The organism is Arthrobacter sp. NicSoilB8 (assembly GCF_019977355.1).
In the GTDB taxonomy this organism is placed as follows: domain Bacteria; phylum Actinomycetota; class Actinomycetes; order Actinomycetales; family Micrococcaceae; genus Arthrobacter.
Window position 1 is genome coordinate 673,003 of record NZ_AP024655.1, and the last position, 15,865, is coordinate 688,867.

General features: G+C 70.7%; 14 protein-coding genes. 3 read left to right on the forward strand and 11 right to left on the reverse strand.

Going from position 1 to position 15,865, the window contains the following annotated elements:
• Positions 1-2: 2 nt before the first annotated feature.
• Entirely contained in the window at positions 3-638 is a 636-nt protein-coding gene (locus LDO15_RS03145) for a VTT domain-containing protein (protein WP_223983922.1), read from the reverse strand.
• Between the two features lie 27 nt (positions 639-665).
• Complete coding sequence (locus tag LDO15_RS03150) at positions 666-1,592, reverse strand: RluA family pseudouridine synthase (protein ID WP_223987028.1); 927 nt, start codon at positions 1,590-1,592, stop codon at positions 666-668.
• Positions 1,593-1,800: 208 nt separating this feature from the next.
• Between LDO15_RS03150 and LDO15_RS03155 the strand changes: the two genes are divergently transcribed.
• A complete protein-coding gene (locus tag LDO15_RS03155) occupies positions 1,801-2,502 on the forward strand; it encodes a helix-turn-helix domain-containing protein (RefSeq protein WP_223983925.1) in 702 nt (233 codons plus the stop codon).
• On the forward strand, positions 2,495-3,187 hold the full coding sequence (locus LDO15_RS03160; RefSeq protein ID WP_223983928.1) for an SRPBCC domain-containing protein: 693 nt from the start codon (positions 2,495-2,497) through the stop codon (positions 3,185-3,187). The genes LDO15_RS03155 and LDO15_RS03160 overlap by 8 nt, the downstream gene beginning before the upstream one ends.
• A gap of 252 nt (positions 3,188-3,439) precedes the next feature.
• Here the strand turns inward: LDO15_RS03160 and LDO15_RS03165 are convergent, their stop codons facing one another.
• The gene (locus LDO15_RS03165; RefSeq protein WP_223983931.1) at positions 3,440-4,957 is read right to left on the reverse strand and encodes a PLP-dependent aminotransferase family protein; all 1,518 of its coding nucleotides are present in this window, start codon (positions 4,955-4,957) and stop codon (positions 3,440-3,442) included.
• A 61-nt stretch (positions 4,958-5,018) separates the two neighbouring features.
• Between LDO15_RS03165 and LDO15_RS03170 the strand changes: the two genes are divergently transcribed.
• Complete coding sequence (locus LDO15_RS03170) at positions 5,019-5,651, forward strand: hypothetical protein (protein ID WP_223983934.1); 633 nt, start codon at positions 5,019-5,021, stop codon at positions 5,649-5,651.
• 213 nt (positions 5,652-5,864) lie between these two features.
• Here LDO15_RS03170 and LDO15_RS03175 read toward each other — a convergent pair whose 3' ends face one another.
• The 8 genes from LDO15_RS03175 to LDO15_RS03210 all read right to left on the reverse strand — a co-directional run bounded on the left by LDO15_RS03175 (position 5,865) and on the right by LDO15_RS03210 (position 15,617).
• Complete coding sequence (locus tag LDO15_RS03175; protein ID WP_223983937.1) at positions 5,865-6,722, reverse strand: DNA-formamidopyrimidine glycosylase family protein; 858 nt, start codon at positions 6,720-6,722, stop codon at positions 5,865-5,867.
• Entirely contained in the window at positions 6,715-11,910 is a 5,196-nt protein-coding gene (locus LDO15_RS03180) for a crosslink repair DNA glycosylase YcaQ family protein (RefSeq protein WP_223983940.1), read from the reverse strand. The genes LDO15_RS03175 and LDO15_RS03180 overlap by 8 nt, the downstream gene beginning before the upstream one ends.
• A 120-nt stretch (positions 11,911-12,030) precedes the next feature.
• Positions 12,031-12,663 (reverse strand): DUF4232 domain-containing protein, encoded by a 633-nt coding sequence (locus LDO15_RS03185; protein ID WP_223983943.1) that lies wholly within the window; start codon positions 12,661-12,663, stop codon positions 12,031-12,033.
• 113 nt (positions 12,664-12,776) lie between these two features.
• A complete protein-coding gene (locus LDO15_RS03190; RefSeq protein WP_223987031.1) occupies positions 12,777-13,460 on the reverse strand; it encodes a YcnI family protein in 684 nt (227 codons plus the stop codon).
• Between the two features lie 285 nt (positions 13,461-13,745).
• Positions 13,746-14,315 carry a hypothetical protein gene (locus tag LDO15_RS03195; protein WP_223983946.1) on the reverse strand — a complete coding sequence of 190 codons (570 nt, stop codon included), beginning with the start codon at positions 14,313-14,315 and terminating at the stop codon, positions 13,746-13,748.
• 156 nt (positions 14,316-14,471) lie between these two features.
• Entirely contained in the window at positions 14,472-14,615 is a 144-nt protein-coding gene (locus LDO15_RS03200) for a hypothetical protein (RefSeq protein WP_223983948.1), read from the reverse strand.
• A complete protein-coding gene (locus LDO15_RS03205; protein WP_223983951.1) occupies positions 14,602-14,847 on the reverse strand; it encodes a hypothetical protein in 246 nt (81 codons plus the stop codon). Before LDO15_RS03205 ends, LDO15_RS03200 begins: the two co-directional genes overlap by 14 nt.
• A 215-nt stretch (positions 14,848-15,062) precedes the next feature.
• Entirely contained in the window at positions 15,063-15,617 is a 555-nt protein-coding gene (locus LDO15_RS03210) for an SRPBCC family protein (RefSeq protein WP_223983953.1), read from the reverse strand.
• Positions 15,618-15,865: the final 248 nt, after the last annotated feature.

The window sequence follows — 15,865 nt, forward strand, 5'->3', positions numbered from 1 at the left end:
GCCTAGAAGTCGAGTTCCTCGTCCGGATCGCCCGCGGCAGAATCTACGGGCGAGCGGCTGCCGCGCCGCCGGGTGACGATCACGCCCACGACGGCGCCGATCACCAGCCCGACGCCGACGCCAATCAGGGAGCTCGCCCAGAACGGGAGCCTGGTGGCGGAGCCCGTGAAATAGCCGAGCGCCACGGACCAGCTTGCCCAGAGCAAGCCGCCGATGGCCGCGCAGAGACTGAAGCCGCGCGTCGAAACGTTGGCAATGCCCGCCGCGGCCGTCGTCGCCAGCCGCCCTCCCGGAATGAAACGGACGCCGATGATTGCCCCGTAGGTAGAGGACCGGCCCGCTTTCGCGATGGCCGAGTGCACCGCCGCGTGGAACCGCAGGCCCCAGCGCCAGCGGTCGAGCACGTGGCTCAGCCGCCGCTTGAAGAGCTGGAAGACCAGAAGATCCCCTAGCCAGGAGGATACGGCGGCGAGGAGCACCACAATGAAGGCGTTGACGTGGCCCTCCGCGGACAGCGCGCCGCCGGTGATGACGAGCATTTCCGAGGGGACGGGCGGGAAAATGGCATCGCCGACCACGAAGGGGAAGATCCAGAAATAGAGTGCGGACCCCCAGCTGTCCGCATTTCCCAAGTCCATGGGCACAAGGTACCGCACTTCCGGCCGCTAGCGGGCTTCGCTCAGGTCCAGTCCGCTGCGGTATTCCACCGGGCGCCCCGAGATGGGGTCGATGAAGCGGATGCCGCGGGCCAGGAGCTGCAGCGGCCTGGAGTAATCGTCCGGGGCCTTGTCCAGCAGTTCGGGGTAGAACGCATCGTTGACGATCCCCAGCCCCAGCGAGGCCATGTGCACCCGAAGCTGGTGGGTCTTCCCCGAGTGCGGCTCCAGCCGGTACAGCGCACGACGCCGAGGCCCGCCGTCGAAGGTCCGCAGCCGCTCGATCCGGCTTTCGGCGTTGGGTTCGCCGTCAATCACCTCGGCGAGGAGGTAGCTGCGCGACTTGGTCATGCGGTTCCGCACCACGACGGGGAAGTCCACCGCGGGATGGCCCGGGGCCGGCTCGGCGGCGGACACGCACTCGTATTCCTTCTGGACCTGGCGCTTTTCGAAGAGCACCTGGTACTTGCCGCGGGTCTCGGGGTTCGTGGAGAGCAGCAGGATTCCGGCCGTCATGCGGTCGAGGCGGTGCATGGGGATCAGATCCGGGAGTCCGAGCTGGTTCCGGAGCCGGACCAGCGCCGATTCCTGGATGTAGGTCCCGCCGGGGGTGGTGGGCAGAAAGTGCGGCTTGTCCACCACCAGCAGATGGTCGTCCTGGTGCAGGATGGTCAGCTCCACGGGGATCCGGGTCTCCGGCGGCAGGGTGCGGTAGTACCAGATGAAGGTGTGGTCCTGCAGCGGCGTGGTGCGGTCCAGGGCCACCCCGGCCTCGCCGACAATCTCGCCGGCGTCGAACCGGTCCTCGATACCCTGCGGGTCGATGTGCCCCCAGCGGTGCATCATGTAGTCCAGCGCGGTGTCCCAGGGCCCCTCGTCCGGCAGGCGCAGGCGGGTTGCGTTCACGCCGTCGCGCACGGGGAGGGGGGATTGCATCACCGGACCATTCTACGTGTGCGCCCGTTCCCGCACTGCCCTTTCCAGCCCACCCTGCCCAGCTCGCGGGAGGCCTACCCGGGTCGCCGTCACAGTCCGGCGACCGCGGACATTTCCCGCTACTTCGGAGGAACGGGCACACCGCCCATTCACCGCCGAACAGAAAAAAATTCTTGACAATTAAAATTGTCGGCGGCAGGCTGGAAGCATGTTGGACATCGAAGTGATCGAGGATCCGGCCGCAGCGGAGGCTTCGCTGGACCCGATCCGGACACGGATCCTGCGCGAGCTCGCCGAGCCTGGATCCGCCACGCAGCTCGCCGCCAGGGTGGGCCTGCCGCGGCAAAAGGTGAACTACCACCTCAAGGCCCTTGAGCGGCACGGGCTTGTCGAGCTCGTCGAGGAGCGGCGGCGCGGCAACGTCACCGAACGCATCCTGCGGGCGACGGCGGCGTCGTACCTGATTTCGCCGGCGGCCCTGGCCTCCGTGGCTCCGGACCCGCGCCGGTTCTCAGACCGCTTCTCCGCGTTCTGGCTGCTGGCGCTCGCCGCCCGCATGGTCCAGGAAATGGGCCAGCTGATCGCCGGCGCGGCCGCGGCCAAGCAGAAACTGGCCACCTTTGCCATCGACGGCGAGATCACCTTCCGTTCGGCGGCGGACCGGTCGGCCTTCGCAGAGGAGCTCGGCGTCGCCGTGACCCGGCTCGTGGACAAGTACCACGACGGCGGATCAGACCTCCCGGCGGGTTCCCGGCCGGCGGGACGCAAGCACCGGCTCGTCGTCGCTCTCCACCCTTCACTCAAGACGCCGGCACCCAAGACGGCACACGCGGCCCGGCAAACGACGGACTCGCAGGCGACAAACCCACCAGCGACAAACCCACAAGCTAAGGAGCAGGACAATGACTGACAAGCGGAACTTCGAAATCGTCTACGACACCGAACTGCCCGGCACTCCGGAACGGGTGTGGGAGGCCGTCACCAAGGACACTCCGGCCTGGATGTTCCCCACGGACCAATGGCCGGCGGTTCGGACCGTCGACGAGTATCCCACCCATCTCGTGTCCCGGATGGACGGCCCGGACGGCTGGTTCAACCAGCTGGAGCACGTCCTGGAACCGCTCGACGGCGGCCGGGCCCGGCTGCACTATGTCCACAGCGGCATCTTCGCGGACAACTGGGATGAGCAGTACGACGGCGCCAGCAAGCATACGGCGTTCTATCTGCACACCCTGGGCCAGTACCTGAAGTACTTCGACGGCAAGCCCGTGGTCTTCACTGACATCCAGGCCCCTGCCGCGTCCCAGACCCCTGACGGCTTCGACCGGCTCAAGAAGGCGATGGGCGTCGCCGGCTCGGCAAAGGGCGACACCGTGGAGCTGGAGCTCGACGGCGTCGGGCCGCTCACCGGCGAAGTGGACTTCTCCAACGAGAACTTCCTCGGGCTGCGGACCGCGGAGGCGATGTACCGCTTCTTCGGCCGCAACGCCTTCGGGGCACCGGTGGGCATGACGGTGCACGACTTCAGCGGCGGAGGGGACGCCGAGGCGACGGCGAAGGCCTGGACCGGATTCCTGGCGAAGGTCTACGCCTAGGTCCCGCGACGCGCATCCTGTCTGGCGACTCGCAGATGCCCTGCCGACACCCGAGTTCGGGCGTCGGCAGGGCATTTGCCCGGCGCGGGACAGGGCGGGCGTCGGCAGGGCATTTCCGCGGCGCAGGATAGAACCGGCGGCGCGGGACAGGGTGGGCGTCGGCAGGGAAGTTGCGCGGCCCGGTAAGCGAATGGCAGCGAGGAAGGAGCCCGCGTCGCAGGACGGGCCGAGGGGCCCAACACGCCGCGGGGGTTAGGCAATGGCCGCAGCCGGCGGGGCAGGGAGGTTGCGTCGCAGCTGGGGCGACCGCTCGAGCCGGTCCTGGGCCGAGCGGAGGGCCAGCACTGCCGTTTCCAGTTGCTCCGGCGGCAGGGTGAACGGCAGCCGTAGGTATTGCTCGAACGCGCCGCCGACGCCGAACCGCGGCCCCGCGGCGAGCCGGATCCCGACGTCGGGAGCCACCACCGCAAGGGCGGTGCTGATCGGCGCCGGGAGGCGGCACCAGACGGACAGGCCGCCGTCGGGCCGTTCCGGCTCCCAGTCCGGCAGGTGCTCGCGTAACAGTTCCAACAGGGTGCTCCGGTTCTCGCGCAGCGCGGCGAGCCGGGCGGGGAGCGGCTCCGTCATGGCATTGACCAGATGCGCCGCGGCGAGCTGCTCCACCACGGGGCCCCCGAGGTCGAGGGTGGTGCGAGCGGCGGCGAAACGCTGGATCAGCGGCTCGCTGGCGCGGATCCAGCCGGTGCGCAGGCCAGCCCAGTGTGACTTGCTGAGGGAGCCGAGAGAGACTACCGCCGGACTGAAGGCAGCCATGGGGGTCGAGCCGGTGCCCTCGAGGTTCAGCTCGCGCAGCGTCTCGTCCACCACCAGCACGGTGCCCGACGCCGCGGCAGCCTTAACGAGGCGGCGCCGCTGGGGATCAGGCATCAGCCGCCCGGTGGGGTTATGGAAGTCCGGCACCACGTAAGCCATCGCGGGCCGCTGCTGCAGGAGCGCTGATTCCATGGCCTCGATGTCCCAGCCGCCCGTGCCGTCTGCTCCGTTGTGGGCCGCGCCCGCTGGGCCTGCGGCTGGCATGGCCACCGGGACCGGGCGGCACCCCGCGGCCCGGATCGCGTCGAGGGCATTCGGGTAGCTCGGATGTTCCACAAGCACCTTGGTGCCCGACCGGCCGGCCAGGGTGCGGAGCACAATGTTCAGGGCATGTTGTGCGCCGGACGTGACCAGGATCTGCCCGGCCGCCGTAGGGATCCCGGCCGCGGTGTACCGTGCCGCGATGGCTTCGCGGAGCGGGCCGACGCCCAGGGCGTCGTAGCCGAAGCCCGGCAGCAGTGCGGGCAGTTCCGTCAGTGCCGCGGCGAAGGCCCGGTGCACCACTTCACCGCTGGCGGGAAGGGAAGCGTAGGCCAGGTCCAGGATCCCGTCCGGCACGGCCAGCCCGGGAGCGCCGCTCAACCGCAAGGCACCATCGCGGCCCCCGGCATGCGCCGGCCCCTGGCTTGGGATGCAGCTTCGGCTCCGGCTGCCCTGGCCGCTGCTGAGGAAGCCCTGCTCGCGCAGCAGGGCGTAGGCCGCGGTCACCGTGGTGCGGCTGATGCCAAGGGTCGCGGCCAGGGAACGCTCGCTCGGCAGGGCGACGTCCAGGGCGATGCGGCCGTCGAGGATGAGCAAGCGGACGACGTCGGCCAGCTCGCGGTAGGCGGGGGCGGCGCCGACGTTCCACTCGCCCAGCAGACGGGCCAGCGATCCTGGGGTGAGGGAGATGGGCATGTAGCCAGTATTTCAAACTGGCTATGGATTGCAAGGCCAGTTTTCCCGGAGGATGGATTGCATGTTGACCCGCAGACTCCTCCAGCTCCTGATCGGCCTTGCCATGTATGGCGTTTCCCTCGCCATGTTCATCCGAGCCAGCCTCGGCACGGCGCCGTGGGACGTTCTTCACCAGGGCTTGACGGCCAAGACCGGGCTCAGCCTGGGGACGGTGGTGATCATTGTCAGCTTCCTGGTGCTGCTGCTCTGGATTCCGCTGCGGCAGTGGCCCGGTGTCGGCACCCTGTTCAATGCGGTGCTGGTGGGGGTCTTCGCGGACATCGGGCTGACGCTGATTCCAGTGTTCTCGCATGTGGGCGGTCAGATCGGCCTGCTCGTCGGCGCGGTGCTGCTCAACGGCGTGGCCTCCGCCTGCTACATCGGCGCTCGCCTAGGCCCCGGGGCACGGGACGGCCTCATGACAGGGCTCGCCCGGCGAACAGGCTGGCCGGTCCGGGTGTGCCGCACCGGCATCGAAGTGGTGGTCCTCGGGGCAGGCTGGCTGCTGGGCGGTTCCGTCGGCTTGGGCACCGTCCTGTACGCGCTGGCGATCGGGCCGCTGGTGCAGTTGCTGCTGCCGCGGTTCACCGTGCCTGAGGTGACGGAACCCGCGCACCCCGTGGTGGCAGCCGATCCAGCCGTCGCGGCTTCCTGACTGCGGCTTCCTGACCTCCGCTTCCTGACCTCCGCTTCCTGACCTCAGCATGCCGGGCGGCGCATCCGGCATCCGCATCTTGACGACGCGGGAAATCCTGCCGACGCGCAGATTCCCTTTCGACGCCGGAATTCAGGTGTCCTCAGGTAAAAAGCGCTTCGCAGACGATAGGCCGCGTCACGAGCCAGATCGCGCCGCCCCCCGCCGGCCTCGCTACGCCGGCGCTAAGCCCGGGACCGGCTGGCACGTGGGGCAATAGTAGATGTCCCGTTCTTCCGTGGCGGCGCCCCGGCCGGTGTCCCTGCCAAGGACGCCGCGGCGGATGGGGGTGCCGCATTTGAGGCACGGCTGGTGCTCGCGCCGGTAGACCCAGTAGCCGGGGCGCCCTGCGGTGCGGCCCACCGGAACGCCGCGCGCGTTCAGCACGGTGGTCCGGCGGCCCGGCCCGAGGTTGGCCGAGAGCAGGACCTGGGCATCGGTGATCATGGCGGCCAGGTCCGGCACCGCGGAGACGGGCGACGCCGGATGGACGCCGGAGAGGAAGCAGGCCTCGCACCGGTAGATGTTCCCGATCCCTGCCAGCTTGCTCTGGTCCAGCAGGGCGACGCCGATCGGAACGTCGGGGGCCGAGAGGAGCCGGCGTTCGGCCTCGGCTGCGTCCCAGTCCGGGCCCAGTAGGTCCGGGCCGAGGTGCCCCACGATGGAGTCTTCCTGGTCGGTGCGGACTACCTCAAGAATGCCGAGGGAGAATCCGACGGCGTCGGCCGTGGCGGTACGCAGCACGCAGCGGGCCGTGAAGCCGGGCTTCCGCCAGCGGCCGCCGGACGGGTAGACCTGCCAGCTGCCCTCCATCTTTAGATGCGAGTGGATGGTGAGCCGGTCCTTGGGCGTCGGGCCCTGTACCCGCATCAGCAGGTGCTTGCCGCGCGGCACCACCTCCTCGACGGTCCAGCCGTCGAGCCTCAGGGTGGCAAAGCGCGGGACCCGGAAATCGGATGAGAGCAGTTCCTTCCCGGCGAGTGCCGCATGCAGCTGCGCCGCGGCACGGAAGACGGAATCACCCTCAGGCACGGATCCTCAATCCCTTTGGGGTGGAGTAGGCGCCGGCCTGGGCGAGGGCGGCGGCCACCGGGGTGTCCAGGATGCCGTGGCCGTTGACCTTTTCCATGATCAGCTTGTCGACCGCGCCGCGGGTCACCACTCCCACCAGGGCCGAGCCGGCCGCGGCCAGGACTTCGGTGTCGTCGCTGAAGGCGAGCAGAGTCTTGCCGCCGCGCTCGACATACAGCACCAGGGCGCCGTCGACCAGCACCACGAGGGCTCCGGCCTTCCGGCCGGGGCGGTGGCTCGTTCCGGCATCGACGTTCAGTGCAGGCCACGGCAGTGCGGCGCCGTACGGGTTGGCGGGGTCGGTCGCGGCGAGGGCCAGCGCCACCGGCTCGGGCTTGTGCAGCTGGGCGTCCTCGACGTAGGACCGCAGCCGGTCCACCGTGGCCGGGACGGCGAATTGCGCCGCGCCGAGGTGCTCGATGAAGTAGCCGCGGCGGCACCGTCCGGCCTCCTCGAGCCGGGCCAGGACCTTGTACATGAGGCCGAAGCCGCCAAGGATGTTTTCCGCCATGACTGAGCCGCGGGTGACCACGCCGTAGCGGTCCAGGAGGAGTTCCGCCGTGGCCCGGGCGTGGATGGTGGGATCGAGCTCGGGCGAGGGCAGCGCGGACCAGCGGCCCGCGGCGAGCGGGGGCGCGGGCGCGGTGCCGGTCACGGATCCGTACCGGCCGCCGGTGAGCCCCGGCGAGCCCAGCAGGCCGGTGCCGTGCGCCCGGCCGAGCCGGCTGAGCCGCGGTGCCCTGGCCCGCGGGGCGCGCCCGACCTGCCGGTGAGCCGTGTGGCCGCCGGCGATCAGTGCCCTGACGGGGGCAAAGGTGTCGCCGGTGATCCGGCCCGCCCAGGCGAGATCCCACAACGCGGTCACCACGTCCTGGTCGCTCAACACGGAGTCCATGCCCCCGGCAACCTCGGTCAGCTGCCGGAAGAAGTAGCCGCCGCCGTTGTTTTGCAGGTGCTCCAGGAGCCGCCGCTGCGCGTCGCCGGGTTCGAAATCGATGGCGGGGTTCAGCGTGAGTTCGGCCGAATCGGCGAGGTGGAGGCTGATCCAGCCGTCGTTGCCGGGCAGCGAGCCGGCACCGGACCAGAGGACTTCGCCGGCGGCCATGAGCTCGTCCAGCATGGCCGGCTGGTAGTTGGAGACCCTGCTGGCCAGGACGAGCGGCTCCCAGGCGGAGGCCGGAATGGGTACGCCGGAGAGCTGGTCGACAGCCGTGACGATCCCGTCCAGGCCGCGCAGCGCGGATTGCCCGCGGCCGCCGGGTGTCCGTACGTTCTGCCAGGCGGGAAGGAACCGGCCGTACGCAGTGGCGTCCACAGGTTCGACTTCGGCGCGGAGCGCGGCGAGCGAACGGCGGCGCAGCTTGCGGAGAACCTCGGCGTCGCACCATTCGCTCACACCCGCCGGAGGCAAGACTAGAGGCAGAACGGCAGGAGCGGCAGCCGTCGCCGCCGCGTCGCCGGATTCCACGACGCCGGCTGACGCGCCGGGTTCCCCGCCGACGGCGGCAGTGCCGGGTGCCGTGCCGTCCGCCGTGCCGCCCCGCGTATCTGGCGGTGGCGAAGCGTGCGGGCGGAACTCGCCTTCCACCACGCGGCCGTCCGCGGCGAGCCGCTTCAGCGCCGTGCCGACGACGGCGACGCCGAGTCCCAGCCGCGCCGCGGCTTCGGCGGCCGTGAAGGGCCCATGCGTGCGGGCGTAGCGCGAGACAAGGTCACCGAGCGGGTCCGCGACCGGTTCGATGAAGGCCAGCGGCACCCCCATGGGCAGCGGCACGCCCAGGGCGTCCCGGAGCCGGGCGGCGTCCTCGACGGCGGCAAAGCGCTCGGCACCGCCGATGTTGACCTTGATGGCCCGGTTGGCCCGCAGCAAGGCGGCGAGGTGGGCAGCGGCGTCGGCGGCCGTCGCCGGGACAGCACCGTCAGACTCGTCCGCCGGGACAACACCGTCAGACCCGCCCGCCGGGACAGCACCGCCGGCCTGCGGAGCGGCCCCCGCCGCCGGCTCCAGGCGGGCGGCGACTTCCTCCGGCGTGAGCGGACCCAGGAGCCGCAGGAGGTCGGCGACGCCTTCCAGCCCGCGCACTTGGCGGTCCGGGGCCAGCCGCTGCAGTTCACGCTCGGTGGCGTCGATGACCTTCGCGTCGAGCAGTTCGCGGAGCTCCACGCGGCCCAGCAGCTCATTGAGCAGGGTGGAATCGAGGGCCAGGGCTGCGGCCCGGCGCTCCGCCAGCGGGGAGTCGCCTTCGTAGAGGAACTGGGCCACGTAGCCAAACAGCAGGGATTTCGCGAACGGTGAGGGCTGCTGGGTGGTGGTCTGCACGATCCTGAGCTCGCGGCGTTCCACCGAGGCGGCGATATCCTTCAGCGCCGGGAGATCGTAGACATCCTGCAGGCATTCCCGCACCGTCTCCAGGACAATCGGGAACGTCGGGTACTTCCGGGCAACATCGAGCAGCTGCGCCGAACGCTGCCGCTGCTGCCACAGGGGTTGCCGTTTGCCGGGATTCTGCCGCGGCAGGAGCAGGGCGCGGGCGGCGCACTCGCGGAACCGGGACGCGAACAGGGCGCTGCCGCCGACCTCCGCCGTCACGATCTGCTCCAGCTCCTCGGGGTCGAACAGGAACAACTCGGCGCCCGGCGGCTCGTCCTCCATCATGGGGACGCGCAGCACGATGCCGTCGTCGGCGGCCATAGCCGAGCCGTCCATCCCGTAGCGCTGCTGGAGGCGCTGGCCCACGGCCAGGGCCCACGGTGCGTGCACCGGCATGCCGAAAGGGCTATGCAGCACCACGCGCCAGTCGCCGAGTTCGTCGTGGAAGCGCTCCACCACAAGGGTGGTGTCGCTCGGGACCACCTCGGTGGCGAGCCGTTGCTCGGCAAGGTACTGGATCAGGTTGTTCGCCGCGTAATCGTCCAGTCCGCTGGCCTTGCAGCGTTCGGTGGCCGGTCCGACGTCGGACGCTGCCAGTTCGCGCATGAACGCGCCGAGAGCACGGCCCAGGTCCACGGGCCGGCCCAGCGAATCGCCCTTCCAAAACGGGAGCTTGCCCGGCTGGCCGAACGCCGGCGAGACCAGGACACGGTCGTGCGTGATGTCCTCGATCTTCCAGCTGGTGGCGCCGAGGGCGAAGATGTCGCCGACCCGGGACTCATAGACCATTTCCTCGTCGAGTTCGCCCACCCGGCGCCCGCCCTTGGCGGCCGCCGTGGCCGGGCTGGCGGCTCGGCCGTCGGCGTTTGCCGACCCGCCGGAGGCACCGGCACCGCCGGTGCCCTCGACCTCGGTGCCGATGATGTAGACGCCGAACAGCCCGCGGTCCGGGATGGTGCCGCCGGACGTGACGGCGAGCCGCTGCGCGCCGGGACGGCCCTCGATGGTCCCGGCATTCCGGTCCCAGATGACCCGGGGGCGCAGTTCGGCGAATTCGTCCGAGGGGTAGCGTCCGGCCAGCAGGTCCAGGGTGGCCTCGAATGCGGACCGGGGGAGTGAGGCGAAGGGCGCCGACCGCCGGACCGTGGCGAACCATTCCTCCACGTCGATGGCCCCCAGCGCGGCGGCGGCCACCGTCTGCTGGGCGAGAATGTCCAGCGGGTTGGCCGGCACGCTGAGCCGTTCGATCTTGCCGTCCAGCATCCGCTCCACAGTGATGGCCGTGTGGACGAGGTCTGCCCGGTGCTTCGGGAACAGGACGCCCTGGGAGATTTCGCCGACCTGGTGGCCGGCGCGGCCCACCCGCTGCAGGCCGCTGGCCACCGACGGCGGGGACTCGACCTGCACCACGAGGTCCACGGCACCCATGTCGATGCCGAGCTCAAGGGAGGATGTGGCCACGACGCAGCGGAGCCGCCCGGATTTGAGATCGTCCTCGATCAGGGCGCGCTGGTCCTTGGACACGGAGCCGTGGTGCGCACGGGCCAGCACGGGATCGGCGCCGGCGGTGCTGCCGGCCTGGGCCATCATGTGGGCCGGCGTGGCGGTGGAGGTGGGCAGCGATCTGGACAGTGCGGGGGCGCCGGACGGCACGGTATCGGGCAGGGCATCCGGCACGGCGTTGAAATCCGGTGCCCCTCCGCCAACCTCGGTCCAGCCGCCGGCCGCCATGAGCTGGCGTTCGGCGTAGATCTCGTTGAGCCGGGCGGTCAGCCGTTCCGCGAGGCGGCGGGAGTTCGCGAACACGATGGTGGACTGGTTGGCCAGCACCAGGTCCACGATCTTCTCCTCCACATGAGGCCAGATCGATGCCTGCGGCTGGAGCCCGGAGGCGGGGCCGGAGTCGAAGGCTCCGGCGGCGCCCTGAAGATCGGACATGTCCTCCACGGGCACCGAGACGGTCAGGTCCCAGTTCTTCCGCGATGGAGGGGCCACAATCTGCACCGGTGCCGAACCGGCGAGGAACTGCGCCACGAGCTCCTTGGGTTCCACGGTGGCCGACAGCCCGATCCGCTGGGCGGGTTTGGGCAGCAACGCGTCAAGCCGTTCCAGCGACACCGCCAGATGCGCGCCGCGCTTGGTGCCGGCGACGGCGTGGACCTCGTCGACAATGATCGTGTCCACCTCGCTGAGGGTCTCCCGAGCCTTGGAAGTCAGCATCAGGAAGAGCGATTCCGGGGTGGTGATGAGGATGTCGGGCGGGTGGCTGAGCAGTGAGCGGCGGTCGGCCGCCGTCGTGTCCCCGGACCGGACGCCCACCGTAATGAGCGGGGCGGGCAGGTCCAGCCGTTTGGCGGTCTGTGTGATGCCGATCAGCGGTGCGCGGAGGTTGCGTTCGACGTCGACGCCGAGGGCCTTGAGCGGGGAAATGTACAGTACGCGGGTCTTCCGCGGGGCCGCCTTCGTCTTTCCGGCCGCCTTTGTTGCCGTCCGGCGCCCGCCCTTGGCGGCAGTCTCCAGGCCGGGCAGGGCCTCGGGCTCGGCGGGGGCGGAGATGAGCAGCCGGTCCAGCGCCCAGAGGAACGCGGCGAGCGTCTTGCCGGAGCCGGTGGGAGCAACCACGAGGGCGTGCGAGCCGGAGGAGATCGCATTCCACGCACCGATCTGGGCCGGGGTGGGCGCGGAGAAAGCGCCCAGGAACCAGTCCCGGGTCGGCCGGCTGAACCGGCCCATGGCGTCGGCCGGTAGTGTGCCGCCGGCGAGCTCCTGCCCCTTCATTCCTCCATCATGCCCTACCCCGCCGACACTCTTAGCGGGGCCCGGCGACGGGCACGGCAACGGTGACGCCGGCGGCCGGGCGCTCCCCGGCGGGCGGGGGCGGCACCTCGGAAACCGGTGCTACTTCGGCTGGAAGGCTCCGATGGTTAGCAGGTTGATCTCCGTGTTGCTGCAGGCGTCCAGCGGCTGCGCGATGAACAGCGAGGCGGTGTCATCGGGCGGGTAGACCCGGAACCCCGCCGCCGGCGTCCGGGTGCAGTCCGGGTAGTTGGCGGCCTGGGTGTAGCGCAGGGTGGCGGCGCCGGCCTTGCCCGGGGCGAGCAGGACATCGGTGACCGGGGTGGAGTCGTCGCGGGTGGCGGCAGCGCCGATCGGCTCGCCGTCCGCCCCGGCTGTGAGGGAGACGCCCGCGTAGCCCTTCAACAGGCAGGTTCCGGTGCCGGAGTTCGTGACGATCAGCTGCATGTAGACGCTGCCCGCCGCGCCGCCGCCGGTGGAGTCGGTGGTTGCAGTCAGGCTCCCGGCCGTGCACAGCGGGGTGCCGGCCTGGGTGGCCGGCTGCGACGGCGCGGCGGCGGAGGTTTCCGTTGCGGCGCCGGAGGTCGCGGGAACGCTGCTGGCGGGATCGGACGCGGTGGGCGGGGACGTGGCGGCCTGGTTCTGCGTGCCGCTGCCCCCGCAGCCGCTGAGCAGGAGGGCCGCCGCGGCAGCCGTTGTCACAACCAGTGCGTGCTTCATTCGCTGAGACCTCATGGCTCAACCATTATGCCCGCCGTTGCCTTAGTCAACGATGCCACGGCGGCGGGACCGGATTGATGCCCGGATTGTAATTTCCGGGCATCAACCGAGGTCAACCGCTCTGCGTGCTATTTCCCGGGCGCTGCGCTGCTGTTCTTCGCCCGGCCCCGCACAAACGCGGCCCCGCCGAGGGCCAGGCCGCCGAGCCCGGCGGCCAGTGCGCCCCAGCTCCGGGCCTGCGCTCCGCCGTCGTCCACGGACGCCACCTGAGCGGCGGCCGGGGACGACTCGGTGCCGGCAGCGTGGGCGGTGTGACCGTCGGCGCCCGCTACGGCCGCGGTGACGGTCACCGACGGCGCCGGGGTCTTGAGGGATTCCTCGTCCTGGCCTTCCTGCGGGATCTGGGACCAGTCGGTCTGGCCCTGTTCACAGGTCTGCAGGGTGGGGAAATAGAGGGTCTTCCCGGCGGTGTCGGGCAGCTTCACGGAGAGCACCAGGGCATCCCGGAGCTCCGGGGCCAGCGGCGCCTTGGCGGTGTAGACGATCTGGCTGGTCCGCCTGGTAATGGACGTGCCGTTGTCCAGCTTCTTGGGCTCGGGCAGCTGCTCCATAACCTTTTGTGCCGTCCAGTTCGGGTTCACCGTGGGCTGGGCGTCGTTGAGTTCGGCGGGGAGGGTGATGGTCATCTTGGTGGTGCCCGAGGTGTCGCAGCCGTGCGGAATCCCGAAGGTCAGCAGGGCGTACGAGTTCGCGGCGGTCTTGTCCGGGGTGGCTGAGACGTGCGCGGACGCGGCCGGAAGCCCGGCGAGCATGAGGGCCGCCGTTCCGCCGGCCACGGCCGTGGCGGAGAGGGTGCGGCGTAGGGCAGAGGTGTGCAGTGTGGTTTTCACGGGTGAAGGTGCCTTTCGGGCGTGCGCGGCACATAGGGCGGCGCGAAGGTGGGGTGGACGCGGCGGCGCCTGCCGGCCGTGGCCGGGCGGACGAAATCGGGCCGGTGCAGGGCGGATCGCAGCGGGCCGATTCGGCGCACGCCAGATGGGCGCATCAGATCGGCACGGATCAGGGCAGGGTGGGCGGGGCCGCGTCCGGAGGGGATGTCAGGAAAGAACGACGGCGGCGGGCGGGCCGCGGCGGGAATCAGGCCGAAGGTTCCGCCAGGGGAGCGGGGCAGAGTCCGCCGGCCAGCAGACCGCCGCCGGTGCGGCGCCGGCGTCGTGCGTCACCGCGGAGGGGAGCCGGGTGAGCGGGCGGAGCCAGGCGGCGAGGGCCCACAGGGCGTCCTCGCCCTTGGCCAGGAGCAGGGCACACACGAGGGTGGCCAGGGTGTGGCCGGTCAGCATCAACAGGTCAAGCGGGGAGTCCGGCTCATGGGACTGAAGCTGCGTCAGCACTCCGGTGGGAAGGCCGGCCGGTCCGTGGTGGTGGGCGCCGCCGGCCGGTGTCCCGGGAACGGTTCCGCCAAAGGCCGTGAAGGCTTCGTGCAGGGCCACTTGGCCGGCGCCCAGAAGGGCGGATGCCGCCGGGAATCCAAGGTGGAGCCGGGTGGCGGCGGTGCAGGCCAGCCCCGCCAGGGCCAGGACGGCCATGAGGATGCCGGAGCCGGGAAGCTGGCCGCCGGACAGGACGTGGGCGCAGGCGGCCAGCGTCACCGCGGCGGTTGCGAACATGGCCGCGCGGAGGGAATGAAAAGGAGCCCGGGCATGGTGTGGTCGCACGGAATCCTCCCTGGCGGTCGCGGGTCGCAGTGTCTCAGCAAATTCTACCGGGCACCTCAGATCAGCGACGCCCGGGGTAGCGGGGCAGCAGGGGAGGGGGAGCCGCTGCTAGTCGGTCTCGGGGCCGGAGCAGTAGTGGCAGTCATCCGGGCAGGAGGCGGTGCCTGCGGCCCAGGTGTTCGTCCCGACTGGGACGCCGGACGTAGAGTTCGGCTGCTGAATCACGGCGGTCTGGCGGTCAGTTGTCAGCATGGTTGGCCCCTTCGGGGTCGGCCACGCTCAGTTCGAAGCCGTCGGCAACATGGAACAGCTGGCGGCGCCCGCCGTCGGAGACCACCCACACGACGGCGCCGTCTGCGGTCCGGTTGTCCACGCGGCCGGCGTGCTCGAGGCGGCCGTTGCGGACGAGGTGGACGGCGTCGCCGATCTCGACGTCGTCCCAGTGGGCGGGGCGGCTGGAGGGCCGGTTCTTCTGCAAGGTCATGGGGGTTCCTGAAGGTCACAGGGAAACGCTGGTGTGATCCAGCTAACCGTGGACAGGCTTGTCGGCTCAATGGTCAAGTGCCTGAGGCCGTTGTGTTCCGTTGTGCAGGAGTCCAGACGCGGCCGTGCGCTTCCCGGGGCCCGGGCGCAAAGTGTCCGGCAGACGCCGCCGCGGGCGGCGGTCTGTGTCAGCCAGGCGACCTCGTACCAGCCATTTCAGCCCCCCCACTGGAGCCAGGCAAACGTGGGCGGTGGCGGCGGTGGAACGGGCCCGGGCGCCGTAATTCCCGCAGCTGCGCGGCGTCGGCGCAGCTCTAGGGCGAGGCTCTCCTGGCCGCGGGCCATCGCCCAGCGATGATTGGCGGCGAAGACAGGTTTGAGGAGCCAGCTCAGCCGCCGCAGCAGGGGCTTGGCGGTGCTGACGTGCCAGTCGTAGGTGATGACCGTTTCCGGCCCGTCCGGCTCGAAGGTCCAGCGGCCGGTGCCGTTGAGGTCGCCCGCGGCGGTGAGGGCGAAGCCCCGGCTGGTGACCGGCTCCGTGGGCGTGAGCGTCCAGCGGAGCGTGTAGGGCAGCCAGCCCTTCGTGTGGAGCCGGGCTGGCCGGGCAATGCCGGGCCCGGGCTCCGCGCCGCCGGCCACCGGTTCGACGCTGAGATAGACGGACGGCCACCAGCGGGGCAGGGCGGAGGCATCGCCAAGCACTGCCGCGACCTCCTCCGGCGTGCCCGCCACGCGCCAGACGGTCCTGAACTGGTAGTCGGTGCTGCCCATCGGAGCCTCCTGAAGTGTTCTCCGGCCGCAGGTGGTGCGGCGCCCGGCAGGGATCGATGCACGAGACCGTACCCAGACGGGTGGCCCAGGTCAATGGGGCGCGGGTTAGGGGGTGACGGGCGGCGGGAGCGCCCTGCGGGTGCTGCAAGCTGCGGCCAGGGCCGCCGGCCCAGCGGTCCGGCGTTGGCCCGAAGGTATGAAAAAATGAAGGATCAGTTCTTATAGAGGAAGCAACGCGAACGTGCCTA